The following is a 25,389-nucleotide window of genomic DNA, read 5'->3' as shown; positions in this document are numbered from 1 at the left end:
GGTGAGACCCACACGCGCAGGGAACGACCGGCAAGTGGGCGGGGCCGCCCCCACATCCTCCCAGTGAGACCCACACGCGCAGGGGACAACCGACAGCGGGCCTGACACTAGTGACACCGTGTTTCGTGCCGGGTGTGATGGAGGGTCATCGGCACGGCCGAACTCTGAGGAGGTTGAGTGGGTTCTTCGACCGACCGCTACACCAACAGGAGGATTCACGGTCTCCCCATCAGCCAGTACAACTGAAACCGTTACTCTCTGGCAGAGCACGCACTGCACGGGCATGAGAGCAATCCCCCGAAAACCTCGCCCTTAACCATCGGACGCTTCCTCCGCTTGCGTGCTCCGTTCGTGCTCCGCAGTTTTGAACCGGGACATCAGCGGACGGCACGACGTGGCACAGGACGGCAGCCTGATTCGGATGGCACAGGACGGAACGGTACGTAGCGACACGTTACGGTACGTGACCATGGCTTCTAATCCGACGGTCGCAGGTTCGAATCCTGCCGGGTGCGCCACAAAACCCCAGGTCAGACTGGGTTCAGCGGCCTTACCCTCATCGTCCTCTCGCACTGATGGGGCCAGGATGGGGCCGAGGTGGGGCCAGCCCTCGACGCACCCTTCGTGCAGTTCCTCGCCGATGGGCTCTGCCCGAATCGCGCAGCACCAGCCACGCCGTGCGCTCCGCCGCTTCCCGCGCCACCTGCGGCAACACCGTGGAATAGGTGTCCGCCGTCAACACGATGCTCGCATGCCCCAACATCGCTTGGACCACCTTCAGCTCCACCCCCGCCGCCAACGCCAACGTCGCCGCTCCATGGCGCAGGTCGTGCAACCGCACCGGCGGCAACCCACTCTCGGTGTTCAGCTTCCGAAACAGGCGTGACAACCGCTCCGGCGCCAACGCGCCACCCCGCAGGGCGGTGAACACGAACCCCCGCGAATCCCACACCCGCCCCTGCCCCCGCGCTTCCTGCTGTTGGTACCACTGGTGGCGGCGCAACACCCCCAACGTGGTGTGGTCCACCGACAGCATCCGCCGACTCGCCGCGCTCTTGGGAGCCAGCTCCACCAACCTGCCCTGATGGGACTGCAGCTGGCGCTCCACCCGTACCGTCCCCCGCACCAGATCGATGTCGGGCCAGCGCAACCCCACGATCTCGCCCCGGCGCAGCCCCGTCATCACCGCCAGATGGAACAACCCGTACAACCGGTCCTGGGAGACGTGGCCCAGAAACGCGCGGGTCTGCTCCACCGTCCACACCGCCACCACCGGCCGTACCCCGCCGTTGCGCCAGTCCTCGACGGCCTGATCGGTCCACACCATGGGCCGCGCAGCACGGCCGCCCTCCAACCGCAACCCCTTGGCCGGGTTCGAGACCAACAACCCTTCCCCCACCGCGGTATTCAACGCCGCCCGCAACGTGGCCCGTACCCGCTGCACCGTCGCCGCCGACAACAGCGCCCCAGTGGGCGACCTGTGGCGGGAAATGGAGTCGAAGGCCTGAGCCACCGTGGCGGGAGTCAGCTCCTCCAGGACCAGAGCGCCCAGGTGGGGTTGGAGGTGGCGGTGGATGTGCTCGGCGTAACTCGTCCGGGTCAACGGCCGCAGCCCGGTACGGGTGGCCAACCAGTGCTCCAGCCACGCCCCCACCGTCAAGACCGCCGGATCAGCATCGCCGCCCTCGAGGTCCCGCACCCGGCGCAGACTCTCACGGGCCGCCTCCCGGGACACGAACCCACCCCGACGCACCCGACGCCGACCACCCGGGAGATGGTCCAACTCCAGCGCGAAATACCAACTCCCATGCCCTCGCCTGGCCAGCCCAGGGCACCGACCCTCCCGAGCCTTCACACCCCTCACACCACGGCACCCGCACCGCTTGTACACCCAACCCGATCCAGACATAACGAACACCCCCACAACCAGTGTCCGCCCCAGAACGAGATAGAGGCGATGCCCCGTGTCCACGGGTGAGTGACCTTCAGGGTCGCTCCCCCACTTCCCGGGTGACGGGAGACGATCCCGGCACACACCCAAGCCGCCACCAACCTCGGCGCGAGACACTTTGCCGTTTCGGCAAGAGAGCTCGCTTCGGCCCCCACCGCTGAGCAGAGTGAGAGGCGGAGGTGGTCGACACATGACCGATGGACACGACTCCCTGCCCGAGGTGATGGGCGAGGAATTCTGGAACGAGCTGTACCGCTCCAGCGAGCGGATCTCGAGCGGACGACCCAACCGGCACCTGATCGCCGAGGTGGCGGACCTGCCGCCCGGCCGGGCGCTGGACGTCGGCAGCGGTGAAGGCGCGGACGCCCTGTGGTTGGCCACGCGGGGCTGGCGGGTGACCGCGGTCGACATCTCACCCGTGGCACTGGACCGTGCCGCGGCGCACGCGACAGAAGCGGGTGAGGGGGTGGCGGACCGGATCACCTGGCTGCGCGCGGACGTCACCCAGTGGGCCCCACCCACACCCCCGTTCGACCTGGTCACGGCGCAGTTCATGCACCTCTACCCGAACTCCCGGGCACGGCTGTTCGCCGATTTGGCCGCAACGGTGGCTCCGGGCGGTGAGCTCCTGGTGGTCGCGCACCACCCCAAGGACCTGGAGGCGGGGGTGCCACGGCCACCGGTCCCGGAGCTGTTCTACGAGGGCGACGCGGTGACCGCAGCGCTCATCGAGGGAGAGTGGGACGTGCTCGTCGACGACGTGCGGTCCGCTGAGCGGACCCTGGACGAAACTACCTACATCTTGCACGAACTGGTGGTCCGGGCCCGCCGTCGCGACTAGCTTGACGTTCAACCTACTTGCTTGACTCCAGAACGACCATCAGGGCCCTTTGTGTCTTTTCGGGACCTCGTAGCGGGGAGCTGGACGCTTGTTCCGGCTCCCCGCTACGGGGTCCCGGCCCTGGCCCTGACGCTCCGGCTCCACCAACCTGTGGTGCCTCGAAGCTACCCTTCCGGACGGCGTCCTCAACATCACCGCAATCGCCAACGCCAGTCCCACCCTGAGGAACTGGTGAAGACGAGCGATCAGGAGGCGATCCCGGCACACCAGAGGACCATCACAACCGGAAGGAGACAACCCGACCGCAGCTCTCGAATCACTCAGAAGCCGGCCGCCCCGCCGATCTCGGTCTGGAACCGTCGAGCGGTAGCGACCAGAGTGCAATGCCTGTTCCAACCGCGCCGGGATCGCCCTTCGTAGGCGTCGAGTCCCAGTTGGCCGCGCAACCACGTGTGCTCGCGGTGAACCATGGCCCCCGTCTTGACAAGGCCCACCACCGCCGTTGTGTCGGCGTCGGGCAGGTCGAACTCCCAGGCTGAGGTCGAACCGGCCGACGATGGAACTTGGAGGAGGAACCCCCCACCGCCGTTCTCACCCGAGGTCGGACTCACCCTGTGGAAGTATGCGGACATCGGTCCCATACCGGGTTCGGACCACCTGACGTTTTCAGGGACCGCGGTCGGACCGATCAGGATGCGCCCCTGGTCGGTAGCCGCCTTCGCGATCCAGTGGAGCCGGGAGTGTGTCGGCCAGTGGTCGGGCCGGTGGTGGATCGGCAGTTCGTCTTCCAGCAGCAGGGGCACGGCGGAAACGGAAGAGAACCGCCACCTCTCGATCTCCACGGCGAGTTCACGGACAAGAGCACCGACCGCATCAAGGACGCTCTTCCTGTCGGACCCACCCGTATCGGGCAGCAGCCGCCAGGAAAGGGGGGAGGCCCAGGAGACGCCGACGGCGTAGGCGAAGATCGCTGTTTGGCAGCGCACGTCCCGTCCCAGGTCCGGGGCATAGCGCGGCGCCGTTCCGGCGAGCCGCGCACCTGCCCGCGGGGTGCTGAACGTCCGGATGACCACCACCTCGGGGGCGCGGGAACTCAGAGCCCTCTCGGCGAGCCGAGCGCGTGCGAGCTGATCGTCCCACCTCGATGTCCTCAGCAGGTGTTGGAACCTTCTGGGATCCGTGCCCACACTGTGGGCCATCGCCCTCATGGTCTTGCGTCGCCCGAAGGCCATCAGCCCGCGAACGTAGTCGACTGCGGCCGACCGCTGGTCCTTGCGTGGGAGCACGTCCCCGAGAACCCGATGAACGAACTCCTCTAGTTGCGGCCAGGATTCCAGGGGTAGGGCCCCTACGACGTCGGAATCTCGGGACGTTCGCGTGACGGAATCCACAGCACCACCTCAAACAACGCGTCGAACTACGGAATGTGCCAGCGCCCGCGGCCCTATAGGCCACGACTCCGCCACACCTTCAGAGTCGTTTCCCCGCACCGGCCGGTTCCCGGGCGACTGGCTTACGCTCACCACCACGCCCCTGAGGGCGGGTGCGGGGGCGTCGCTCCGCCCACCCTGATACCGGAGTTCTCACCGGGGGTGTCACCATGGAGGTGATGTCCGAGAGCGAGGCGGGTCGCGTACTCAGGGCCGGGATGTTCACCCTGGTCTGCGCCGGCCTGTCCGCGCACGGGCACGCGTTGAGCAGCGGCCACGACGTCGCCCTCCCCGGTCTCGTGCTGGGCATGGCGGTGGTCTTCGCCGTCGCCTGGGCGGCCTCCGCGCGACGACTCAGCCGTATGCAGCTCACCGGCCACATGCTGTGGGGGCAGTTCGCGCTGCACATGGCGTTGACGGTGACCGGTTCGTTCGGAGGCGGTCACGCGGGCCACCAGCAGGACATTGCGTCGGAGTCCGGCTCCCCGGCGTGGACCATGGTGGCCCTGCACGTGGTGTCGGCACTTCTGAGCGCGTGGTGGTTGCATCGCGGTGAGAACGCGTTCTTCGCCTTCCTGCGTTTCATGGCGCTGACGGTCCTACCGCTGTTGGTGTTCGTCGGCGCGCTCCCGGCACCGGTCTCCCGGGGCCGCTCGCTGTCATGGTTTCCCGAGCGGCATGACCGCCCTCGGATTCTTCTCCTGCGACACGCACGCGTACTGCGCGGCCCGCCCGTCCCCTCCGTTGCCTGAGGCCGTACCCGAGCCCTGAGGGGCGTCGGTTCCCTGCCAACGACGGGAACCCCGTCGGCGTGCGCGTACTTCCTCGCGTGCGCTCGGTTCCGGGACGGCTCAGGCGACGCATGTCCGGCCTCCGAGGGTCCAGCGCATCCGCCGGACCCGATCGAACGCCCGCCGCGCGTACCCGCCCCCACTTCGGGAGAAAGCCTCCACATAGGTCCCAGGGCCACGGGGGTCGGTGTCGTATGCCCGGGCCCTGACGCGGAAGACGACCGCCATGCTCTCCCTCCGTGATGACACCACCGACCACCACACCGACGAAACCGCCCCGTACCCACCCCCGTCCGCCGATGTGCTGGGCCTTCTGGTCGCCCAGGCGCAATCCGGGCACCCCGAGGCCTTGGAGTCCCTGTTCACGCTGACCCGAACGGACGTCACCCGCTTCATCGCGGGACGGGTCACCTCCGAATGGGTCGAGGATCTCACCCAGGAGACGTTCTCCAGGGCACTGCGGGGGTTGCCGCGTTTCGCCGGGCGCTCCTCGGTGCGCTCCTGGCTGTTCTCCGTGGCCCGCTACACCGTGGCCGACCGCTACCGCCTCCAGGCACGCACCCCCCGGACGGAGTCCTTCCCTCCTGTGGAGGACCCGCGCTCCCTCGCCGAGAACGGCCGGTTCGACGAGTACCTGGCCCTGTGGTCCCTGCTCGATCAACTCCTTCCCGACCGGCGGCGTGCCTTCGTCCTGACCCAGGTCGAGGGTCTGCCCTACGCCGAGGCGGCCGAACTGCTCAAGGTCCCGGTGGGGACGGTGCGCTCACGGGTGGCACGCGCCAGACAGCACCTGATCGAGATGCTCCGTACCGCGGAGTGAACACCTTCCCGCACCCGACCTGAAAGCGACACCCGACGTGAACCACATGACCGCGACGAAAACGCTCCTGGCGGCTCTGGGCCTGGCCCTGCTGACCAGTCTGACCGCTTGTGCCTCCGATGACCCGGTCAGCGGCGCGGAGTACTACATGGACCTCTCCGACCAGCCGATGTCAGCCTCCACCATCGAACTCGAGACACTCGACGGGCAGCCCTGGTCCTTCGGCGACGTCGCCGCGGACCGGTTGACCCTGCTCTTCTTCGGATACACCAGCTGCCCCGATGTCTGCCCGATGACCATGGCCGACATCAACCTCGCTCTGGAAGAGGCAGGTGAGACCGCCCGGTCCTACGACGTCGCCATGGTCACCACCGACCCCGCGCGTGACACACCCGAGCAGTTGCGCGGATGGATCGACCGGTTCGATCCCTCGTTCCATGGAGTGCGCGGGGACATCGACGCCACGGTCCAGGCGGCCCAGGATTACGGCATCCCGGTCGAACCTCCCCAGGAGGTGGAGGGACAGTACCTGGTCACCCACGGTGGACGCGTGATCGTCCTGCTCCCGGGCGGCGAGGCCGCCGGGATGTTCGATGAGGGCACCGAAGCCGCCGACATCGCTGCGCTGTTGCCCGCACTCGCGCAGGACCTGCTGTGACGACCGACAGGGCCGGCGAGAACCTCTCCCGGAGGCATCTGCTGTACGGGATGGGTGCGGCCGGATTCGCAGGACTGGGCAGCGGCGCACTGGTCGGCGCGGCTGTCGGCGGCGGGAGCGGGACCTCGGGTGCTGAGGCAGCCCTGTCAGCCGCGCGCTCACGCGGAGGGCCGCTCGACGGGGTCCCGGCTGCGCTGCGGACACCCACGCCCTGCCATGTACACCTCGTCGCGCTGGACCTGGGCGAGAGCTCCGGTCCCGAGGAGGTGCGCTCGGCCGCGCGGACGGCCCTACCCGTATTGAGCGAGGAGGCTCGGGAGATACAGGAACACGGCCCCGCCTCCCGTGCGCAGGGTTCGGCGTCGGCGGGGCTCCGTCCGGCCTCTCTCGGAGTGAGCTTGGGTCTGGGTTCCGGGTTGCTGCGCAAGGCTGGCCTGGCCGAGCGTGTGCCGCCGGCTCTGGCGGACCTTCCCGCCTTTACCTCCGACCGTTTGACGCCGTCCTGGTGCGGGGGCGACCTGCTCGTCCATGTGGGGGCAGAGGACGCCCTCGTGGTCAGCTCGGCGATCGAACACTTGCTGGGAGTGCTCGACGACGATGTGCGCGTGCGCTGGTCGCTGCCCGGGTTCCAGAGGTCGGCGGCGGTCGCCTCCGATCCCGCGGACACCCCTCGCAACCTGATGGGGCAGATCGACGGCACCGTCAACCCCGAGCCCGACCAAACTCTGTTCACCTCCCAGGTCTTGGCCTCCCACACCGAGCCCGGATTCACCTGGATGGCCGGTGGGAGCTACGTGGTGGTGCGGCGTATCCGGATGCTCCTGCGGGACTGGTCCGCGATCGACCTGTCCTCCCGGGAAGCGGTCATCGGGCGGCATCTGAGCAACGGCGCCCCGTTGGGAGGGCAGGAGGAGGGAAGCCGCCCCGACCTGGCCGCCCGGAACGAGGACGGGTCGCCGATGATCCCGGCCAACGCGCATATTCGGCTCACCAGCTCGGAGAACACGTTGGGGGCACGCATGCTCCGGCGGGGATTCAATTTCGACCTGGGTTGGGACTCCGACGGGGTTCGGCAGGCAGGCCTGCTGTTCACCGCATGGCAGGCCGATCCCGCATCGGGGTTCATTCCGGTGCAGAGGGCCATGGATGAGGGCGAGGACGCGCTGAACCCCTTCATCCGGCAGGAGGGAAGCGCGCTTTTCGCGGTCCCACAGGTCGGAGGCCGACAAACATGGGTCGGTCAGGAGCTGTTCGGTGAGTGATGCCTTCGGCCGGAACTTCGGACCGCGTGCGAACGACTTCATAGAGGAGAAGAGATGCTCCCGCAGAAACGGAAGACACATGAACGGTCACACCTTCACCGGCGGCCGCCGGGCCGCCGCGCTCGCCACGGCGTCCCTTTTCGTCGTGGGGCTGACCGCGTGTGGTGCACCCGACGAGGTCCAAGCCCACGGATCCGAGCACGATGACAGGGGCCAGGCCGAACAGGAACATATCCGGATCACCGAGGCGTGGATCCCCGAACCGGCCAATCCCGAGGTCGGCGTGCTCTATCTACGGGCGCACAACACCTCCGAGTCCGACGACCCGATCGTGGACGTGTCCACGAGCGCCTCGGAGGACGCCGACCTGTGCAGTACCGAGACCACGGAATCGGGGGCCGCGCAGATGCGAGTGGTCGAGGAGATCCCCCTCCCCGCGGGAGGGTCGACCGAGCTCGTGGACGGCGGCCACCACATCATGATCAACGACATCGACACCCCACTCGAACCGGGAGAGGAGATCTCCGTGACCCTTGGGTTCGGCAGCGGTGCGGTGGTCGAGTTCGATGTACCGGTCGAGCCGCTGGGCAGCGGTGACGGTCACCACGACACGGATCACGGGCACGGGGGGCACCACTGAACAACCGCCGGGTAGCGCTTCCGCGCGCAAACCATCGCAGAGGCTCCGACCGCCGCCGGCCGTCTTCCGTCGGCGACGCGATGAGTCCAGAGCCAGCCCCGCCGGAACTGGTCCGGTTGGCGTCCCCGGAGGCGGAATCCGCCAGAGCAGCCCTGCCGAACGCAGAGGGGGTCGAGGCGGTCATCGAGACCGCACGTGCCTTCGCGGACCCGACCCGGTTGCGTATCTCCCTAGCGCTCAAGGGAGCCGGTGAGCTCTGTGTCAGCGATCTGGCCTGGATCTGCTCGATCCGGCAGAACCTGGCCTCCCATCATCTACGGCGGCTGCGCGCGGCCGCCCTCGTGGGCTCACGACGGGAAGGGACGGTGATCCTGTACCGGCTCCGGCCCCTGGCCGTGGAACTCCTGGGCCTGTTGGTCCCGGAGCCGGAAGACCCGGCGCAAGGACAGGGGTGAGCACCACGGCGGTACCGACCGACGACCGGGAAAACTCTCGATGGTCGGGAACCCCTCCGCCGACAGGGACGACTTCTACTGTGAGCGTTCGGTTGCGCTCGCCACAGAGGACGGTCCGGTGTACCGAATCCCGCGGCATCGAGGAAACACGGAGCCTCCGCCGCTGGACACACGCGAATCGATCCGAGATCCGGCCTACTCCACCAGCCCGGTCGCGGTACCGCGGTCACCTCGGTCCACCGCATACGGCCACCGGGACAGGTGTGTGGACGATGGTCGGATCTCATGGGGGTGTTCGGGCAAGCGCGGTCCCGAATACCCCCTCGGCTTTTCCTCATCACGATCACCCGCGACGGCAGAGCGCGCGAAGACCGACCCTCGGCTCGCAGCTCGGGGGAGCGGGAATGAGCGGGACCGGTTCGCCCTCGACGAGACGGAGCAAGAGAAAATGCCGAGTGCCGAGTCACACGATCGGGCATCAGGGAAACCCGCTGACACACCGCGGTACCGATGGCCGGCCACCCGCGGTGCGATGACTGGAAGACGAGCGCGGCGCGACGCCACGCTGACGCTCCTGCTCACTCTGGTGATGGCCTGGTCGATGCTTCAGTTGTTCGCGGTGGCCGCGCTGGCCCCGTCGATCGGCCCGGAACTGGGAATCGGCCCGGCCGCACTCGGCGGTGCCGCCGGAGCCGGTTTCGCTGTGGCTGCGGTGTTCTCTCCCTGGGCTGGGAGGCTGGCGGACCGTTGGGGTGCGCGCACGTGCACGGCGGCGCTGCTGGTGACCAATGCCCTCGCCCTGGGATTGGCGTCAGCGGCCCGCGACGGCCTCGGACTGGCCTGTGCTCTGGCGCTGGGCGGCGTCGCCCAGGCTCTGGCCAACCCGGCCTCCAACAAGGCGGTCTCGGCGTTGTTCGTCGGTGGGCGCAGGGCGAAGGTCATCGGTTGGAAGCAGTCCGGGGTCCAGCTGGGTGCCCTGGTCGCGGGGGTTCCCCTGGTGTTGACCGCGGCAACCATCGGCTGGCGTGCGGCTATGGCGTCGCTGGCGGTTGGTTCCCTGGTATTGGCGTTGTGGGCCCTGGTGGAGCTGCCTCGGGGAGCGGAACGGTCCCTGGCTCCCGAAGCACCGCCGACGTGGTCGCAGGTGGCCCCGCTGGCCTTCTTCTCCGTGTTCCTGGGAGTGGGGGTCTCCTCGGTCAACGCTCATCTGACCCTGTTCTCCACAACGGACCTGGGACTGTCCGCTGTGCAGGGAGGCGCGCTGCTGGCGGTCCTGGGGGCCGCGGGAGTGGCCGGGCGGGTCTTCTGGACCGGCAGGGCCGCCCGGTCGGGAGCCACCCCGCTGTTGGCTCCCCTGGCCGCTGGGGCGGCCGCGGGGCCGGTTCTGTTGTGGGCCTCGCTCTGGTGGGGGCCTCTGGTGTGGTTGGCCGCTCTGGTCGTGGGCGGTTTGGCCGTGGCGGCGAACGCGGTGTCGATGGTGGCCGTGGTGTCAGGGGTCTCCCCCTCCTCGGTCGGACGGGCCAGCGCATGGGTCGCGGCCGGGTTCTTCACGGGCTTCGCGGTGGGGCCGGCCGTGTTGGGTCTGGTGGCCCAGGCATGGGGGTACGGAACAGCCTGGCTGTGGCCCGCGGTCGCCCTGGTGTGCGCGGCCGCCATCGCGGCCCGGCGACCCTGGAGGGATCGGCCTCGTGGGCACTGAACGCAACGACTTCACCGTATCCGGGGACGTATGCTCTCCCCTCTGGGCCGGACGCGCCCTGGACGGTCTCCTGTCGGGGGTCACCCGTTCCCATGCCGGTCTGGACGGACGCTTCCCGCTGTACCGGACCGTGGGTCAGGACTGGGTTTCCAGCCGCCGAGGCTCCTGGACCGGTGGCATGTGGACCGGTCTGCTGTGGATTCGGGCTCTGCGCTCCGGCGATCCGCTACACGTATCGCAGGCACGACAGGTACATGAGGCCCTGGAGGTCTGGTCGTGCGCGAACACCGCCACGCGCGGGCTGATCTTCTGGTACCCCCTCGCGCTGTCGCGGCTGCTCCCGTTGCAGGACCGGGCGCATCTGGAAAACGGTGCCGGGCTGGCCGCGCGCTCGCTGCTCGGCCATTTCTCACCGGCACACGGCGTGGTCCCCTGGGGAGACGCGTTCGGTGGTCCGGGAAACCGTGTCCGAGTGGACGGCGCCCCCGGAGTGGCACCGTTGATGAGTCACGCGCCGGGGAGCACCCCCGAATCCGCGCGTCGAGGCGTGGAGCATCTGCGCGGTCATCTGCGTCGCTGCTGGGACGGTCGGACGCTCGTCCCCGACCACGGCCTCGACGACTCAGCGCCGGTGTCGGAGGCCGCACCCTACTGGTCACGCGGGCGGGCCTGGTTGGTCACCGCCTTCGCCGACGCCGTCGGCCTCGGGGTCATCTCCCCACAGGATCCGTTCCTGACCGGCCTGCTCAGCACGAGAGCCCCACTGGTTCCGTGCGCTGAGGAGGCAGGTGGCCTCGCCGGTGACACGGGAGCGGCGGCGATCGAGGCAGCGGCCCTACTACGACTGGCCGACCATCTCCGCACCCCGGGTTACGCCCAAGACGCACGCGAGCGGGCCTACCGGATCATCCGGACCCTGGTCGAGTGGTGCATGGCCCCGGACGGCGGCGGACTGACCGGAGGTTCCTACGACACACGCCAGGGTCTGGTGACCGGTGTCGAATCGGTCTGGGGCGACTTCTTCCTGGCCCTTGCGCTGGCCGTGATCGAGGGATCGGTACCCGCAGATCAGTGTTGAGACCTGCCGCGAAGGAGGCGGCGCGCCACACCGGAGACGTGGACCTCGTCGGCCCCGTCCAGAACCCGTGCCTGGCGAGCGGCGCGCTGCAGCCGGGGCAGCGCCGTGTCCGGGCCCAGCCCTTCGGCCCCGTAGACCTGGGCCGCCGCGTCGGCGACGGTGTCCAGCGCGCGTGAGGCCGCGACCTTGGCCAGTGGCACCGCCGTACGCCCTGGATCGGTGGTCGGGTCGTTCACGGCGCGGACCGCCGCCTCGACCAGAGCGCGAGACGAACTCAGAGCCAGCTGGGATTCGAAGACCAAACGCTGGACCAGTTGGTGGTCCCCCAGCGCCGAAGGGGCCCTGGTGGTGTCGCGGGCCCGCTCCAGGAGAAGCTCGAAGGCGCGTTCGGCCTGGCCGATCCAGCGCAGTGACCGCAGGGTACGCCCCAGGGCGATGCGTGAGGCGGCCACGCGCACGCCAAGGTCGACTTCGCCGAGCACGTGCTCGGCGCCGACGCGAACGTTGTCGAAACGGAGTTCGTACTGCCCGCCCGCTCCCCAGACGGGCAGTTCGCGTTCGATACGAAGACCCGGGCTGTTCGCCGGAACGGCGAGGACCGTCAAACCGTGCCCCGGACCGATTGAGGGGTCGGGGGCCGCGGTGCGCGCGATCACGAGCACGAGGTCGGCCCTGCGCGCCCCGGTGACGAACCATTTGCGTCCGTTGATCTCGAAGGAACCCACGCGGCGGTGGGCACGAGTGCTGATGGTGTCGGGGTCGGAGCCGCGGGCTCCGGGTTCGGTCATGGCGAAGCACGCTGTGTCCGCTCCCGATACCAGCGGCTCCAGGTAGCGCTCGCGCACGACCGGGCTCCCATGCTCGGTCAGTGTGCGCACGTCCAAAAGCGAGGCGGACCCCAGCGCGGCGGGCCCGTGCTCACTGCGCCCCTCGACCACGGCCATCGCGGCGTAGCGCTCCAGGCCCCACCCTCCGCCTCCGAGCTCGCACGGCAGGGGCAGGGCCCACAGCCCTGCCGCCTGTGCCTCTTCGCACAGCTGTGCCAACCGTGCGTCGGCCTGTTCGTCATCGCGGTCGAGCTCGCTCTCCCAGGGGTGGATCCTCTGGCGTACAAACGTCGCCACCCGCTCGATCAGTTCGCGATCCTGGCCAGGTGCCGCGGCGGGCCGCTGTCCCATCGGTGCCTCACTCGTTCTCCGGACGCGGGAACCCCACGGGGCCACGCGACGACATCTAGGTGCGACAGATAGGTCGGAACGGACAGGTGATCAGTTCCCTGTCCCGGACCGATATTCGCCCCAGTCGGACACTCCGCGAGGAGCAGCATGACGGCAAGCCTCCCCATCCACTCTCCCCCACCTTTGGCAGCGCTCACCGGGCACCGAGGCCGGGGTCCGCTCCACCGGCACACGGACGCCGCCCTGCGCCTGCTGGGAGCCGCTGCCCCGGCCGGTGGATCTCCCACGAGTTCACGAAACACCCCCCGAATAGCGGACGGTTCCGAACTGGAACTGGAGGCAGGCGCGAAGTCTCGACTGACCTGGACCGGATCGGTGGGAACCCCCAGCGACGAGCTGACCCTCCAGGCACGCTGCGGACTCATGGCGGTACACGGCCGCCGTTTCGGTGCACCGCGTCCCCTCCCCTTCGACTACGTGACGCGCACGGCCGTGACGGCGCACCTGACCGGCCTGTTCGCCGCGCAGTTGACCCGCTTGCGCTCCGGCGTTCCCACCACCATCAGCACCCGCGCCGATGCCTGCGCTCTGATGACCGTCTCCCAGTACCTGGCCGCGGCGACCGCCGACGATTCCGAAGCCGTCCCCTTGGCCCCGGGGACGGCGACCTTCACCAGCAGCGACGGGGTGGACTTCGAGATCGAGTCCCTCACCACCGAACCCTGGGCCCGTTTCTGGCACACCCTGGGAGCGGCGACCCCGGCGATCGCACGCGGCTGGGCCCCGTTCCAGTTCCGCTACGCGACCGCCTGCGCACCCTTGCCGTCCGAGCTGGCCGATGCTGCGACGGCCAATGAGTGGGAACGCATCAGCCGGGCGGCCGAGGAGAACGGAGTCGGTCTGGTACGGCTTGACACACCGACACCGCCGGCCTCTGCTTCCGGTGGCCTGTGGACCCTGAATCCGCTCACCGCCGGGGATCGTGAACGCCTCTCCCCCACCCGGCAAGGTCTGCCGCTGCAAGGCCTGACGGTGCTTGAGGCGGGCCGACGCATCCAGGCACCTCTGACCGCCCACCTGCTCCGGCTGCTGGGCGCGTCGGTGGTGCGGGTGGAGCCACCCGGTGGCGACCCGCTACGGGGGATGCCCCCCATGAGCGGTGAGATCTCTGCCCGGTGGTTGGCGCTCAACCACGGCAAGGACGCGGTGCAGGTGGACATCAAGACCTCGTTGGGCCGTGCGGAACTGCGGGAGTTGGTCCGTGAGTCGGATGTGTTCCTGCACAACTGGGCTCCGGGCAAAGCCGAGGAACTCGGGTTGTGCGCCGGCTCCCTCTCCCGGGTGAACCCGTCACTGGTCCACGCCTACACCTCGGGGTGGGGCGAAGCGGCCGACGATCTGCCCCCGGGAACCGATTTCATGGTCCAGGCCGAGACGGGTCTGACCAGCCCTTCAGTCGACGGGGCCGGGCGGACGGTGGCGTCCCTGATGACCGTTCTGGACGTGCTGGGCGGTTTCCTCGGGGCTCAGGCCGTCACCGCCGCGCTGGTCCACCGGCAGGTTTCCGGCGGCGGGGTTGCCGTCGAGAGCTCCCTGCTCGGTGCGTCCCGGCTCCTGTCCAGCGCCCGGCGAGCCGACACACAGTCCCTCCGGCGAACAGAAGACGGGTGGGACACGGATGGATCCGGTCTCCGCCTCGCGGTCACCGAGCGGCTGCCCGAGCTGGAACACGAACCGGCGCTGGCCGACCTCTTGACCAGGACCGGCCAGGGCTGTCTGACCGTCCGCTCCCCCTGGGAGGTGGCATGACCACGGCCTTCCCCGACCTCGTACCCGCTGAGCTACGCAAGCGGTGGGCAGAACAAGGCCATTACCTGGGACGCGGAATCCACGACCTCTTCCGGTACACCGCTATGGCGCACCCGGATCGCACGGCCGTGATCGACGACCACGGACAGGTCACCTACGCCGCACTGCGCACCCAGGTGCTCAAGATCGCCGGTCACCTATTGGAGCTCGGTGTGGAACCGGGCCAGGTCGTGGCCGTGCAACTGCCCAACAGCGCCTTGGCTGCGGCAACCGAACTGGCCGTGGCGGCGGTGGGCGGAGTCTGCCTCGCGTTCCCGATCGACCGCGGCCCCAAAGAGGTGGACTCCCTACTGAGGCGCAGCCGCGCCACGGTGCTGGTGGCCGCCACCGAACACCGCGGCCGCAGCCCCTACCAAGCCGCTCGGGGACTACGGTCCGGTCTGCCCGAACTGCGGTGGCTGGTAGCGGCCGACCCGCACACCGGCGGGCCGATGACGGTGGCTCGCCCCGTTGAGGAGTCGGATCTGCCCGTGGTGGATCCGGGGTCGGCCGCACGCATTCTGGTCTCCTCCGGTTCGGAAGCCGAACCCAAGATGGTGGCCTACTCCCACGACGCCCTCGCGGGCGGGCGCGGAAACTTCATGGCCTCGCTGAACCACGGCCAAGACACGCTGCGGGCCTACTTCCTGGTGCCCTTGGGGTCGGCGTTCGGAAGCAACGGCACATCGGTCACCCTGGCACGGCACGGAGGCACCCTGGTCCTGAACCACCGCTTCGAAACCGAGCGCACTCTGAGCTACCTCGACCGGCATCGACCCACCCATCTGTTGGGCGTCCCCACCATGGTCAGGATGCTGCTCGACCTCGCAGACGAGAACCGACCGATCCAACCCACCACACTGGTTCTGGGCGGAGCCCCCTTGGACGCCGCCACCGCCCGAAGGGCGAAGACGGTCTTCGGCGGTCCCGTGGTGAACCTCTACGGGTCGGCGGACGGCGTGAACTGCCACACCGGCCTGTCCGGCGATCCCTGCGACGAATCAGGGCCGGGGCGACCCGTCGGGGTACCGGATCCGAGCGTGGTCGACATCCGCGTCGTGGACGATCAGCTGTGTGAGGTCCCCTCTGGCACCACCGGTGAGATCATCGCTCTGGGACCGATGAGCCCCCTATGTTACGTGAGCGACTCCGCCCTCGACCGGCGCTATCGCACCCCGGACGGCTGGGTGCGCACCGGCGACCTCGGAGCCTTCGACTCCCAGGGGCGGCTGCGTGTGGTGGGCAGGCTCAAGGACGTGGTGATTCGGGGTGGTGCCAACATCAGCCCGGTCGAAGTCGAGGCTTGCGTGCGCACCCATCCCGACATCGCCGACGTGTGCTGCTTCGGTGTCCCGGACCCGCTGATGGGTGAGCGCCTCTCCGCGGCTCTGGTCCTGGGTTCCGACGGCGTGGAGCCTTCACTCGCGGAACTGACGGCGTATCTGAAGGAGCACGGCCTGGATTCCCACAAGTTCCCGGAGTCGATCGTCATCGTGGGCGCTCTGCCCCTCAATCCCGCAGGAAAGGTCGATCGCGACGCGCTAAGGCGTCTGGTCGGGTGAGAGTCGGCGGTGGGGTGACGGCCCCACCGCCGACCTATCCCGTGCCGGCACTCGCGACCTGGCAGGCCAACGCACCACGGCTCTCCACCCGTGCACCGAACGTGATCGTCAGCCGTGCCCGAGCGAAAAATCCCCGAGGTTCCCCTCCACCGCGCGGGAACTTCCGAGCCTCATACGACGACCGTGAAGGTGACGCCCCCAGCACACGAAGGCGAGAAGTGTATGCCCCCGCGCGGAGCCGGTATCCGGATCACGGCGCTGTCCTGCACCCACGGCTCGGTCCGAGCGGTGGCCGACGTGGACTTGGAAGTGGAGGCCGACACCCGTGTGGCCCTCGTGGGCACCAACGGCTCAGGCAAGTCCACCCTGCTGCGCGCCGTACTGGGTCTGCACCGCGACACCGGAGGGACGATCGCCGTGGACGGTCACGTCGCACGCACCGGCCGTGACTGGACCCGTCGCAGACGTGAATGCGCTTGGATACCGCAACGGCAATCACCCGGTTCGTTCCCCTTGCTCGTACGCGAGCTGTTAGACGGCCCCGGCGGGCACCCCGCGGCCAGGGACGCCGCCCGTGACCTCGGTGTGGGCACTCTGCTCGAACGGCCCGTGTCCACCCTCTCGGGCGGGCAGTTCCAGCGGGTGCACCTGGCCAGGATCGCCGGGTCGGTCGCCGATGGTGCCCGCGTGGTCCTGGCCGACGAACCCACTGCGGCCCTGGACTTCGAAGCGCGCGCCGAGGCCCGCTCCTATCTTCTCGGGCTCGGCGTGACCGTGCTGGTCGTCACCCACGACCCCGACCTGGCCGCTGCCTGTGACCGCCGCTTGGAGATGGCCGCGGGCAGCCTTCGGGAGGTCGCGTGAACGACCTGGAAACCCTGACCGCTCTGTTGACCATGCCCGCCGTACAGCGAGCGGCTCTGGGACTGTTCCTGGGAGCCGTCGGGCTCCCGCTCGTGGGCGTGATCATCGTGGGCCTGGACATCATGCCGGTGCGGTTCGCGATGATGCACGTGGCTCTTCTCGGCATCGCGGTGGGACTGCTCACCGGCCTGGACCCGACACTGTGCGCGTTGGTCGCCTGTGCCCTGGCGGGAGCGGCGGTCAGCCCGCTCGCGGACCGCCCCGGAGGGCTCTCGGGAGGCATGGGGCTTCTGATGAGTCTGGCGATGGCCGCCGCCCTTCTCCTCATCGCGGTGTCCGGCGTCAACGCCGCCAGCGCCTTCGCGCTGCTGTGGGGCTCGATCCTGTCGGTGCGCACCGTGGACCTGGTCATCCTCGGAGTCCTCGCGGTGATCGTGCCCGTGTTGTTCGTGGCGTTCCGGCGCCATCTGGCCCTGTTGCTGCACGACCGCGAACTGGCCCTGGTCAGCGGGGTGCCCGTACGGCTGTTCACGATCGTCCTGCTGGTCATCGTGGCCGTGGCCGTGGCCGGAGCGATCCGGCTGACCGGGGCACTCCTGGTGGACGCCCTGACCATCCTGCCCGCCCTGGCCGCGCGCCGTCTGGGAGCCTCCCTCACCTCGATCGCGGTGTGGGCGGTCGCGTTCGGCCTGATGAGCGCGACGGGTGGGTTCGCCCTCGCCCTCCTACTAGACCTCCCACCGGGACCGGTCCTGGTCCTAACGGCCGGCGTGATCACCGTCGCCGTCCACCTCATCCCCGAAAGGAAACGCTCATGGCATCACATCGAGGCCGTGTCCACGCACTCGCACTGACCGGTACCGCCCTGTTGCTGGTCGGGTGCGCCACGTCAGAAGGCGGGGACACCTCCGACGCGAACGTCGACGCCGACACTCCGGTGGTCGTGGCCACCACCACCTGGCAGGGTGCCTTCGCCACGGCCGCCGGGGCCCAGGACGTCACGGTCATCGTGCCGGGCGACGTGCAGCACGCACCCGAGTACGAGCCGGCGGCCTCGGATCTGGCCGCTGTCGCCGACGCCGACTTCGTGCTTTACAGCCCTTTCGAGCCCTTCGCGGAACAGATCACCGAGGCTGCCGGAGCCGACGCCGAGACCGTCGAGGTCGACCTGGACAACAGCGCGGACACCATCACCTCCGAGGTCACCCGCTTGGGAGAACTGTTCGGCACCGGCGAGCAAGCCGAGGAATGGCTGACAGGGTTCGACTCCGAACGTGAGCGCATCTCCACCGATCTCCAGGCGCAGTGGCCCGACGGCGAACAGCCGGTCGCTGTAGCGCAGGTCTACGTGACCTGGGCCGCCCAGCTCGCGGGCATCGATCCGGAGCAGACCTACGGGCCGGACCAGCTCAGCCCTGGCGACGTGGCCGACCTCACCGGAGCCGAACCACAGTTGGTGTTCGAGAACTCGCACATGTCCACCGGTCGCGTCCTGCCCGACAGTGAGGCCATCCAGATCGGGATCGCCAACTACCCGGGCGAGGACTTGGACCTGATCGCCCTGTACGAGGCCAACGCGCACACCATCGCCGCCGCCCTGAACGGTGAGGAGACCGAACCGGAATCAGGAGACGGCCACGGCCACGATCATGGCCACGGTGAAGACGGCGGCCATGGGGGAGACGGCGAGCACGGCGAGGAAGAAGACGCCGAGGATTCTCACTAGGGTCTCTCCAGCCGGCTCCGCCGCGGGGCGCGCACCTTGGCGCATGGGGCACAACGACGCGGGGTGGAACCGGGCTTCGGTTCCACCCCGCCCTCACAGAGAGATCTACACTTTCGATTCGACCGAGGCCGGCGCATCCTCGGTCGGGGCTCCGGTGGAGCCTCGCCGACGGTGGTAGGCGCCGACGGCGAGATCCACCAGGAGGAACACGACGAGCGAGAGCCCCAGCAGGGGTAGCGCCCAGCCGACCCCGACAACGACGGCGATCACGACACCCTTCAGCCACCAGGGCAACAGGCGGAAGCTCCCCCGGGGGTAGGGGCGGCCCAGGCTCCACGCGCTCGTCCGAGTCGGTCGCCGCTGCCACCACATCCGATATCCCAGGCCCACCACGGTGATCACAGCGAGCGCCAAAGCCGTGAGCACGATCTGGTTCGGCACCCCGAAGAGGACCCCCATGTGGGCGTCGATCCCCCATCGGCTCAGCTTGGCCATCAGGCCGTAGTCCTCGAAGCGCACCGTGTCGGTGACCTCTCCGGTGTCCGGGGCGATGGCCACCGCGTCCACGCTGGAGGGCCAGCTCCGATCGATCTGGGTCACCGTGTACAGGGAGGTGCTCTCCTGTGGCACGGCCACCTCCACCAGACCGTCCAAGCCGTGATCACGTGCCGTGTCGAGGGCGCGGTCGATCCCCAGATCGACCCCGGGCGTTCGGGGGACCTCCTCGATGGAGACCGCAGGTGTGGTCCAGGCCAGCCGCTCCCTGAGTTCGGTGATGTTGGTTCCGGCGTGCTGAGACCAGGTGAGCCCGGTCGCCGAGAGAAAGAACAGGCCGATCAGCGCCCACAGACCGAAGGTCCCATGAACCGACAGGGAGCGGGCACGGCCCCTCGACGAGGTGACCTGGGGTACGAGCGCCCGGCGAAGCCCACGTCGGCGCCGGTTTCGGGCTATCCACATCGCGGCTCCACCAGCGGCCACGACCCAGAGCCAACTGGCCGCGAGTTCGCTGTACAGACGCCCGGCGTCCCCCAGGTGCAGGGTTCGGTGCAACAGGTCGATCCAGGTCCGTGCGGGCAGTGATCCACTGGTTCCGTAGGACTCCATCACCCCTAGGACGTCACCGTCGTAGGGGTCGACGAAGACCGCCATCCGGTGGCTCTCCCCAAGCTCTGGCAGATCGAACAGCACCCGGGTCGAATCGGTCGCGGTCGTGGCCGGACGCACCGCGTTCAGCTCACCCGTGGGCAACTCCTCCTGGGCGATCAACACCTGTTCCTGGAGCGTGATCGATTCGCCCTGCTGTTCCACGTGCAATTGGTCGGTGTACAGGGCCTGTTCCAACTGCGGAGTCCACACGTACAACAGCCCGGACACCGCGGCGACCAGGATGAAGGGCGCGACGAAGACACCGGCGTAGAAGTGCAGGCGCAGAATCAGGGGTCGCAGGAGTGCCCATGTGTTGGGCCGCGCCTGCGCGGTGTCGGGTGGTGGGGTGGTCTCTGCCATGGTCGTGGGTTCCTCGGTTGGGCATCTGGGAAACGGCCTTCGGTCCGTCGAAAAGCACTCGCCGATGTCCGTTACCTCACCAGTCGCCCTCGAAGGCCCCGAAGTTCCAGAAAGCCACACAACGTGAACCAGCCCACCGCCACGAGTGAGTACCCAAGAGAGCGGAGATTGCCAGGAGGGGAACCCACTCCCTCTCCGAGACGACTGTCAGTACGTGGGGCGGCCGTCTCCGACCATCTCTCGATCGATGGTTCGCAACCGGGACGATGGGCCAAGGGGAGCCCTCCGATCCCCGAGGACGGGCCTGTTCTCCACAGGGCGGAGGCCGTGCCGTACACGGCGTCGACCCCTCGGCCACATCAGTCCCAGGCCGAGACGGAACCGTTCGGTTTCGCCCCGCCGAAACCTCTCCCACGCCGACATGGGCCCCTTCGGTTGGGGACCCGCCGTAAGAGGTCCTTCATGCCATCCCCGTAAGTCCCCTGTCCGCCGGTGCGGGCTCTCAGCCCTGGCCCGCGGCCACGAACACCACCACGCCGATGAGCAGAGCCAGGTTCCCACCCAGCAACAGACCGACAAGCAACGGGACGGGACCACCCACGAACCATCCGATCGCCATGCCTGATCCCAGCAGCGCGAGAGTTCCCAACGAAACAGAAACGAACAGGGCAGAGGCCTCATCGGGAAGGCCCTTGAAACGCGGGACGCGATCCGGGCGCCTCCCGCAGAGGGACCTCACGGCAGCGAAGCCCCTTCCGGATGGGCGAAGCCGTCCAACGCCCCTGAGCGCGCCTGCTCGATGAGGTCCTGGAACTGGTCCTGGCTCATCTGGACGCGTTGACCAAAGTCGTCGGTCAACACGACCTTCTTCTCCAAAGGCGCGTCCTGGTCGAACCACAGTTGCGGGCATCCGCAGTTACAGTTCCCGCAGAACGTGGCCAAGGGCTCAAGCGACGTGAGTGGTTTGCTCATCTGAATCACCTCGAACCAGGTCCTCCCTCCGATCCGTCCGCACCAATCCGCCGTGAACGCCACAGAACTGTCCCCTCCCGCCGGGGAACCGGTCTGCGGGTTTGAACGACCCGGCAAGCGGATGCCCGGGGCGATGTCGAAAAGCCACCGGGAACCACCTTCGCCTCCTGGACGACTTCTCTTGATGAAGACCGTCCCGTCGCAATCGTCCAGGAGGTTTCATGCGGGGCATCCCACGCCTGCTCGGTGCGATCGCCGCCCTCGTGCTGCTCACACCGACACCGGCGTTCGCCCACGACACCCTGCTCTCCTCCAGCCCTGAGGACGAGCAGCGTCTGGGCTCCTCACCGCGAGAGATCGTCCTGAACTTCAGCGGGGAGGTGATGGACGTCTCCACCGCGGTGGTCGTCCTGGACTCTGCGGCCGAGACCGTGGACACCACCGAGCCGCTGGTCGAGGGCACGGACGTCAGTGTCGAACCGTCCGGCGAGCTGGCGGACGGCGGGTACGCGGTGCGCTGGCGCGTCGTCTCCAGCGACGGCCACCCCATCAGCGGAACCTTCACCTTCCACGTGGGAGAGGGCGGGCCCCCGCCACCGTCTCTGGACGCGGCTCCGGCAGAGGAGCCCGACGAGGACGAAGAGGTCGCCGGTGAGGCGGGGGAGCCCGCTATCGCCAACGGTCTTCCGCGCGGTGCGTTACTCGCACTGATCGGAGCCCTGGTCGGACTCGTTTTGTACGCGGGCGCCCTGCGCGTGCGACGCACGAATGGTCAAGAGCGTCGGCCTGCGACGCAGCACACCCCAGAAGAAACGGAAACACGATGACCGCCCTGACCACCCGATTCCTTCTGTTCCCGGCCGCCGTCGGCGCCGCGTTGTTCCTCGGAGCGTGCTCCTCCGCCTCACCCGAGGAGGAATCGGCCACCGCTCAGGAGGAGTCGGTCCTCCAAGCCGAAGCGATCACCGTCTCCGACCCCTGGGTCAAGGCCGCCGCGGCCGACGAGGGGATGACCGCCGCCTTCGGCGTCCTGACCAACGAAGGCGACCAGGACGCGACCATCACCGCCGCCCACGCCGAAGAAGTCTCCGCCATGGTGGAGCTCCACGAGGTCGTCAGCGGGGACGACGGCAACATGGTCATGCAGGAGAAGGACGGCGGATTCTCCGTGGCCGCCGGGGCCGAGCACGAATTGTCCCCCGGAGCCGACCACATCATGATCATGGATCTGACCGAAGACCTGGAACCCGGCGTGGAGGTCACCATCACCCTGGAGTTCGAGGACGGCTCCACTCAGGAGTTCACCGCCCCGGTGAAGGATTTCGAGGGAGCCAACGAGAACTACGACGATGACCATGAGGGCCACGGAGACACTGACGACCACGGCGACCACGGGGAGGATGACGACCACTGATGCGCGAGCCCACCGAAGACACCTCCCGTCCCTCACGCCGAAGTGTCCTGCTGGGCGGTGCCGCGGCCGCCGGAGCGGGCGCGGTGGCCCTCAGCGGCGGTGACGCCCTGGTCCGTTCCCTGCGCTCCTCCGAGGAGGCCGCGACCGGAGTGGACTCGGTGCACGGTGAGCGCACCCACCCCTTCCACGGCCCGCACCAGGCGGGGATCACGACCCCACCCCAGGCTCATGCCCGGTTCATCGGCCTCGACCTGGATCGGGACGTCGACGCCGACGGCGTGCGCCGACTGCTTTCCCTGCTCACCGACGACGCCACCCGGCTCACCCAGGGCCGATCCGCCCTGGCCGACACCGAACCCGAACTCGCGCTCTCCCCCGCCGGGTTGACCATCACCCTGGGCTTCGGGCCAGGGCTGGTCGAACGGGTCGACCCGCGGTCACTCCCCCCATGGTTGGGGCCATTGCCGGACTTCGAGACCGACCGGTTGCAGGACCGCTGGTCCCATGGGGACCTCCTGCTCCAGGTGTGCTGCGATGACCCGCTCACCCTCTCCCATGCCGCCCGGATGCTGATCAAGGACACCCGGGCCTTCGCCACGGTGCGCTGGTCCCAGGACGGCTTCCGCCGTTCCCACGGAACCGAACCCGAAGGTACGACCATGCGCAACCTCATGGGGCAGGTCGACGGCACCGTGAACCCCGAGCCACCCGACGACGACTTCGACCCACTGGTCTGGTGCGGGGAGGACGCCCCGGGCTGGCTCCGCGGCGGTACCGCACTGGTCCTGCGCCGTATCTCCATGGACCTGGACGAGTGGGACCGTCTCGATCGCCCAGGCCGCGAGGACTCCGTGGGTCGCCGCCTCGACGACGGGGCGCCTCTCACCGGCGAGAACGAGCACGACGAACCGGATCTGGACGCCGTGACCCCGCTGGGGTTCCCGGTGATCGCCGAGTACGCCCACATCCGCCGAGCCCGCTCCGAAGACCCCGACGAGAGGATCTTCCGCCGGGCCTACAACTACGAGTCCGCCGCCGAGGGCGACGCCGGGCTGTTGTTCGCCTGCTATCAGCAGGACCCGGAACGACAGTTCGTCCCGATCCAGCGCCGTCTGGACGAACTCGACCTGCTCAATGAATGGATCACCCACATCGGCTCAGCGGTCTTCGCCATACCCCCGGGCTGCGGGGAAGGAGAATTCATCGGACAACCCCTCTTCGAGGCCTGACCGGCACAAGACCCGCAGGGACCTTCTAATCCGACGGTCGCAGGTTCGAATCCTGCCGGGTACGCCACAAAACACCAGTTCAGACGGGCTTCTTCGCATTACCTCAAGTGGCCCTGTGAACTGATGGGACCAGGGTGGGACCGAGGTGAGACCAGGTCTTTTACCCACACCTCGTCCATGCTCGTGCTGGCAGGCTCCGCCGGGCTCCGAGGCGTCAGTCAAGAAAAACAGCTCGTTGCATCCCGTGCCATCAGCAACGACACCACGTCGACCGAGTACCTACTACTCCAGGTTCAGCGATGGCCCTCTTGTGAGTGACGGGAGGCGATCCCCGGCACACAGCACCTGGATGCTCCTCTGCGCCGGTTCAAGGCCGCACTCCGATTGACGGAGCCGCCGTGTAACTTCTCCAAGCAACCCATCCCTAGCCTGAGGCCCCCCATGCAGTTCCACATCCCCGGACGCCCCGAGGACCTACCCCCGTTCCACACCCTCTGGGCCCGCGCCGCCACCTTGGCCGCATTGGAAGCCGGTGGCTGCGAAAACCAGCACACTTATGCGGACGCGGTCGTGCACCACGACGGCGCGGGCGGAAACGAGTGGAGGCTCGCACGACTCCAGGGCGGACGTGGGGTTCTGGTCGGTGCCGGGCGCGAGTGCGTCGAGCACATCGAGCTCGAGGGCTTCGATCCCTATGCCGGCCCTGACTGGCTGCCCTGGACCTGGTTCACCGAGCTGGAGAACCAGCGTGAACAGGCGTTCGCCTACTGGTGGGACGGTGCCACATGGGACCGGATCGACTATCCCGACGTCATCGACAACGACGGGCTGAACCTGCTCCTGACGGCTCTGTCCTCGGAGGAGGACACGATCAGGGAGGTTCTGGATTTCCTTGACCTATGGCCTTCGACAGACGAGTGGCAGGAAGGGTCCCTCCTCGTGCAACGCGTACTCGATCTGGCCGATCGGGGCGCTGGCACCCAGGAGGAGTGGCACCTGGCTTTGGATGCGATCTTGGTCTTCGCCGCACGCCAGGACTCGCAGTACCTGGACTGTGAGGAGGACGAGTTCGACGTGGCCGCCGCTCTGGCAGTGGCACGTGCGACCGGCCTGGTCAAGGGATGCGAGGCCGAGGTCAAACCCGCCGAAAACGGTCGCCCCCAAGGCTGGGTCCCACGCCTGGGTTAGGACACCATTCCGAACGAGCCGGTGCGCACCACAGTAGACGAACGACTGCTCGAGAATCTCGCGAAGTTCCATCGGACAGCGACGACCAACCATGTGTGCTCCGTTTGTGCTCCGCAGTTTTGGACCGGGACGTCAGCAGACGGCACGACGTGGCACAGGACGACATCCTGATTCGGATGGCGCGTGACACAACGGTACGAAGTGACACGTGACGGTACGACTTCTAATCCGACGGTCGCAGGTTCGAATCCTGCCGGGTGCGCCACAAAACCCC

Annotated in this window: 23 protein-coding genes; 18 read left to right on the top strand and 5 right to left on the bottom strand. The window is 68.4% G+C overall.

Going from position 1 to position 25,389, the window contains the following annotated elements:
* Positions 1-556: 556 nt before the first annotated feature.
* Positions 557-1,735 (bottom strand): tyrosine-type recombinase/integrase, encoded by a 1,179-nt coding sequence (locus tag BQ8420_RS23370; RefSeq protein ID WP_304528896.1) that lies wholly within the window; start codon positions 1,733-1,735, stop codon positions 557-559.
* A gap of 406 nt (positions 1,736-2,141) precedes the next feature.
* Between BQ8420_RS23370 and BQ8420_RS23365 the strand changes: the two genes are divergently transcribed.
* On the top strand, positions 2,142-2,792 hold the full coding sequence (locus BQ8420_RS23365; RefSeq protein WP_087101314.1) for a cyclopropane-fatty-acyl-phospholipid synthase family protein: 651 nt from the start codon (positions 2,142-2,144) through the stop codon (positions 2,790-2,792).
* 320 nt (positions 2,793-3,112) lie between these two features.
* On the opposite strand, the gene BQ8420_RS23360 is transcribed toward BQ8420_RS23365, so the two are convergent.
* Entirely contained in the window at positions 3,113-4,078 is a 966-nt protein-coding gene (locus BQ8420_RS23360) for a transposase (RefSeq protein ID WP_160049403.1), read from the bottom strand.
* 323 nt (positions 4,079-4,401) lie between these two features.
* Between BQ8420_RS23360 and BQ8420_RS23355 the strand changes: the two genes are divergently transcribed.
* The 8 genes from BQ8420_RS23355 (at position 4,402) to BQ8420_RS23320 (ending at position 11,625) form a co-directional block, all read left to right on the top strand.
* Complete coding sequence (locus BQ8420_RS23355) at positions 4,402-4,974, top strand: hypothetical protein (protein ID WP_087101325.1); 573 nt, start codon at positions 4,402-4,404, stop codon at positions 4,972-4,974.
* A 265-nt stretch (positions 4,975-5,239) separates the two neighbouring features.
* Complete coding sequence (locus BQ8420_RS23350; RefSeq protein ID WP_087101312.1) at positions 5,240-5,833, top strand: RNA polymerase sigma factor; 594 nt, start codon at positions 5,240-5,242, stop codon at positions 5,831-5,833.
* 46 nt (positions 5,834-5,879) lie between these two features.
* A complete protein-coding gene (locus BQ8420_RS23345) occupies positions 5,880-6,491 on the top strand; it encodes an SCO family protein (protein WP_087101311.1) in 612 nt (203 codons plus the stop codon).
* A gap of 50 nt (positions 6,492-6,541) precedes the next feature.
* Positions 6,542-7,753: a Dyp-type peroxidase gene (locus tag BQ8420_RS23340; RefSeq protein WP_087101324.1), complete on the top strand. Its 1,212-nt coding sequence runs from the start codon at positions 6,542-6,544 to the stop codon at positions 7,751-7,753.
* A gap of 79 nt (positions 7,754-7,832) precedes the next feature.
* Positions 7,833-8,393, top strand: coding sequence for a copper chaperone PCu(A)C (locus tag BQ8420_RS23335; protein ID WP_087101310.1), 561 nt, complete (start codon positions 7,833-7,835; stop codon positions 8,391-8,393).
* A gap of 80 nt (positions 8,394-8,473) precedes the next feature.
* A complete protein-coding gene (locus BQ8420_RS23330) occupies positions 8,474-8,848 on the top strand; it encodes a helix-turn-helix transcriptional regulator (RefSeq protein WP_087101309.1) in 375 nt (124 codons plus the stop codon).
* Positions 8,849-9,380: 532 nt separating this feature from the next.
* The gene (locus BQ8420_RS23325; protein ID WP_160049401.1) at positions 9,381-10,547 is read left to right on the top strand and encodes an MFS transporter; all 1,167 of its coding nucleotides are present in this window, start codon (positions 9,381-9,383) and stop codon (positions 10,545-10,547) included.
* Positions 10,537-11,625 carry a hypothetical protein gene (locus tag BQ8420_RS23320; protein WP_087101307.1) on the top strand — a complete coding sequence of 363 codons (1,089 nt, stop codon included), beginning with the start codon at positions 10,537-10,539 and terminating at the stop codon, positions 11,623-11,625. The genes BQ8420_RS23325 and BQ8420_RS23320 overlap by 11 nt, the downstream gene beginning before the upstream one ends.
* Here the strand turns inward: BQ8420_RS23320 and BQ8420_RS23315 are convergent.
* A complete protein-coding gene (locus tag BQ8420_RS23315) occupies positions 11,616-12,803 on the bottom strand; it encodes an acyl-CoA dehydrogenase family protein (RefSeq protein WP_087101306.1) in 1,188 nt (395 codons plus the stop codon). The two genes, BQ8420_RS23320 and BQ8420_RS23315, sit on opposite strands and share 10 nt — an antisense overlap.
* Positions 12,804-12,950: 147 nt before the next feature.
* Between BQ8420_RS23315 and BQ8420_RS23310 the strand changes: the two genes are divergently transcribed.
* From BQ8420_RS23310 to BQ8420_RS23290, 5 genes are all read left to right on the top strand, one after another.
* Positions 12,951-14,612, top strand: a complete 1,662-nt coding sequence (locus tag BQ8420_RS23310) for a CoA transferase (RefSeq protein WP_087101305.1) — start codon at positions 12,951-12,953, stop codon at positions 14,610-14,612.
* Positions 14,609-16,213 (top strand): class I adenylate-forming enzyme family protein, encoded by a 1,605-nt coding sequence (locus BQ8420_RS23305; RefSeq protein WP_087101304.1) that lies wholly within the window; start codon positions 14,609-14,611, stop codon positions 16,211-16,213. The genes BQ8420_RS23310 and BQ8420_RS23305 overlap by 4 nt, the downstream gene beginning before the upstream one ends.
* Positions 16,214-16,435: 222 nt before the next feature.
* On the top strand, positions 16,436-17,077 hold the full coding sequence (locus BQ8420_RS23300; RefSeq protein WP_087101303.1) for an ATP-binding cassette domain-containing protein: 642 nt from the start codon (positions 16,436-16,438) through the stop codon (positions 17,075-17,077).
* The gene (locus BQ8420_RS23295) at positions 17,074-17,931 is read left to right on the top strand and encodes a metal ABC transporter permease (RefSeq protein ID WP_235006438.1); all 858 of its coding nucleotides are present in this window, start codon (positions 17,074-17,076) and stop codon (positions 17,929-17,931) included. Before BQ8420_RS23300 ends, BQ8420_RS23295 begins: the two co-directional genes overlap by 4 nt.
* The gene (locus BQ8420_RS23290; protein WP_087101302.1) at positions 17,892-18,803 is read left to right on the top strand and encodes a metal ABC transporter solute-binding protein, Zn/Mn family; all 912 of its coding nucleotides are present in this window, start codon (positions 17,892-17,894) and stop codon (positions 18,801-18,803) included. Before BQ8420_RS23295 ends, BQ8420_RS23290 begins: the two co-directional genes overlap by 40 nt.
* Positions 18,804-18,908: 105 nt before the next feature.
* Here BQ8420_RS23290 and BQ8420_RS23285 read toward each other — a convergent pair whose 3' ends face one another.
* Positions 18,909-20,312, bottom strand: coding sequence for a PepSY domain-containing protein (locus BQ8420_RS23285; protein WP_087101301.1), 1,404 nt, complete (start codon positions 20,310-20,312; stop codon positions 18,909-18,911).
* Between the two features lie 735 nt (positions 20,313-21,047).
* The gene (locus tag BQ8420_RS23280; RefSeq protein WP_087101322.1) at positions 21,048-21,284 is read right to left on the bottom strand and encodes a hypothetical protein; all 237 of its coding nucleotides are present in this window, start codon (positions 21,282-21,284) and stop codon (positions 21,048-21,050) included.
* Between the two features lie 221 nt (positions 21,285-21,505).
* Between BQ8420_RS23280 and BQ8420_RS23275 the strand changes: the two genes are divergently transcribed.
* The 4 genes from BQ8420_RS23275 (at position 21,506) to BQ8420_RS23260 (ending at position 25,115) form a co-directional block, all read left to right on the top strand.
* Entirely contained in the window at positions 21,506-22,111 is a 606-nt protein-coding gene (locus BQ8420_RS23275) for a copper resistance CopC family protein (RefSeq protein WP_087101300.1), read from the top strand.
* A complete protein-coding gene (locus BQ8420_RS23270; RefSeq protein ID WP_087101299.1) occupies positions 22,108-22,698 on the top strand; it encodes a copper chaperone PCu(A)C in 591 nt (196 codons plus the stop codon). The genes BQ8420_RS23275 and BQ8420_RS23270 overlap by 4 nt, the downstream gene beginning before the upstream one ends.
* Positions 22,698-23,927 carry a Dyp-type peroxidase gene (locus BQ8420_RS23265; RefSeq protein WP_087101298.1) on the top strand — a complete coding sequence of 410 codons (1,230 nt, stop codon included), beginning with the start codon at positions 22,698-22,700 and terminating at the stop codon, positions 23,925-23,927. Before BQ8420_RS23270 ends, BQ8420_RS23265 begins: the two co-directional genes overlap by 1 nt.
* A gap of 441 nt (positions 23,928-24,368) precedes the next feature.
* On the top strand, positions 24,369-25,115 hold the full coding sequence (locus BQ8420_RS23260; protein WP_087101297.1) for a hypothetical protein: 747 nt from the start codon (positions 24,369-24,371) through the stop codon (positions 25,113-25,115).
* The last annotated feature ends 274 nt before the right edge of the window (positions 25,116-25,389 follow it).

Origin of the sequence: Nocardiopsis sp. JB363 (assembly GCF_900143625.1) — a bacterium.
In the GTDB taxonomy this organism is placed as follows: Bacteria; Actinomycetota; Actinomycetes; order Streptosporangiales; family Streptosporangiaceae; genus Nocardiopsis.
Note: the sequence above shows the minus strand (reverse complement) of the source record. Positions and strands in the feature narration are given on the sequence as shown.

Coding starts and splice junctions, on each gene's coding strand:
- BQ8420_RS23365 (WP_087101314.1), top strand. CDS start 2,142: ATGACCGATGGACACGACTCCCTGCCCGAGGTGATGGGCGAGGAATTC.
- BQ8420_RS23355 (WP_087101325.1), top strand. CDS start 4,402: ATGTCCGAGAGCGAGGCGGGTCGCGTACTCAGGGCCGGGATGTTCACC.
- BQ8420_RS23350 (WP_087101312.1), top strand. CDS start 5,240: ATGCTCTCCCTCCGTGATGACACCACCGACCACCACACCGACGAAACC.
- BQ8420_RS23345 (WP_087101311.1), top strand. CDS start 5,880: ATGACCGCGACGAAAACGCTCCTGGCGGCTCTGGGCCTGGCCCTGCTG.
- BQ8420_RS23340 (WP_087101324.1), top strand. CDS start 6,542: ATGGGTGCGGCCGGATTCGCAGGACTGGGCAGCGGCGCACTGGTCGGC.
- BQ8420_RS23335 (WP_087101310.1), top strand. CDS start 7,833: ATGAACGGTCACACCTTCACCGGCGGCCGCCGGGCCGCCGCGCTCGCC.
- BQ8420_RS23330 (WP_087101309.1), top strand. CDS start 8,474: ATGAGTCCAGAGCCAGCCCCGCCGGAACTGGTCCGGTTGGCGTCCCCG.
- BQ8420_RS23325 (WP_160049401.1), top strand. CDS start 9,381: ATGACTGGAAGACGAGCGCGGCGCGACGCCACGCTGACGCTCCTGCTC.
- BQ8420_RS23315 (WP_087101306.1), bottom strand. CDS start 12,803: ATGGGACAGCGGCCCGCCGCGGCACCTGGCCAGGATCGCGAACTGATC.
- BQ8420_RS23310 (WP_087101305.1), top strand. CDS start 12,951: ATGACGGCAAGCCTCCCCATCCACTCTCCCCCACCTTTGGCAGCGCTC.
- BQ8420_RS23305 (WP_087101304.1), top strand. CDS start 14,609: ATGACCACGGCCTTCCCCGACCTCGTACCCGCTGAGCTACGCAAGCGG.
- BQ8420_RS23300 (WP_087101303.1), top strand. CDS start 16,436: ATGCCCCCGCGCGGAGCCGGTATCCGGATCACGGCGCTGTCCTGCACC.
- BQ8420_RS23290 (WP_087101302.1), top strand. CDS start 17,892: ATGGCATCACATCGAGGCCGTGTCCACGCACTCGCACTGACCGGTACC.
- BQ8420_RS23285 (WP_087101301.1), bottom strand. CDS start 20,312: ATGGCAGAGACCACCCCACCACCCGACACCGCGCAGGCGCGGCCCAAC.
- BQ8420_RS23280 (WP_087101322.1), bottom strand. CDS start 21,284: ATGAGCAAACCACTCACGTCGCTTGAGCCCTTGGCCACGTTCTGCGGG.
- BQ8420_RS23275 (WP_087101300.1), top strand. CDS start 21,506: ATGCGGGGCATCCCACGCCTGCTCGGTGCGATCGCCGCCCTCGTGCTG.
- BQ8420_RS23270 (WP_087101299.1), top strand. CDS start 22,108: ATGACCGCCCTGACCACCCGATTCCTTCTGTTCCCGGCCGCCGTCGGC.
- BQ8420_RS23265 (WP_087101298.1), top strand. CDS start 22,698: ATGCGCGAGCCCACCGAAGACACCTCCCGTCCCTCACGCCGAAGTGTC.
- BQ8420_RS23260 (WP_087101297.1), top strand. CDS start 24,369: ATGCAGTTCCACATCCCCGGACGCCCCGAGGACCTACCCCCGTTCCAC.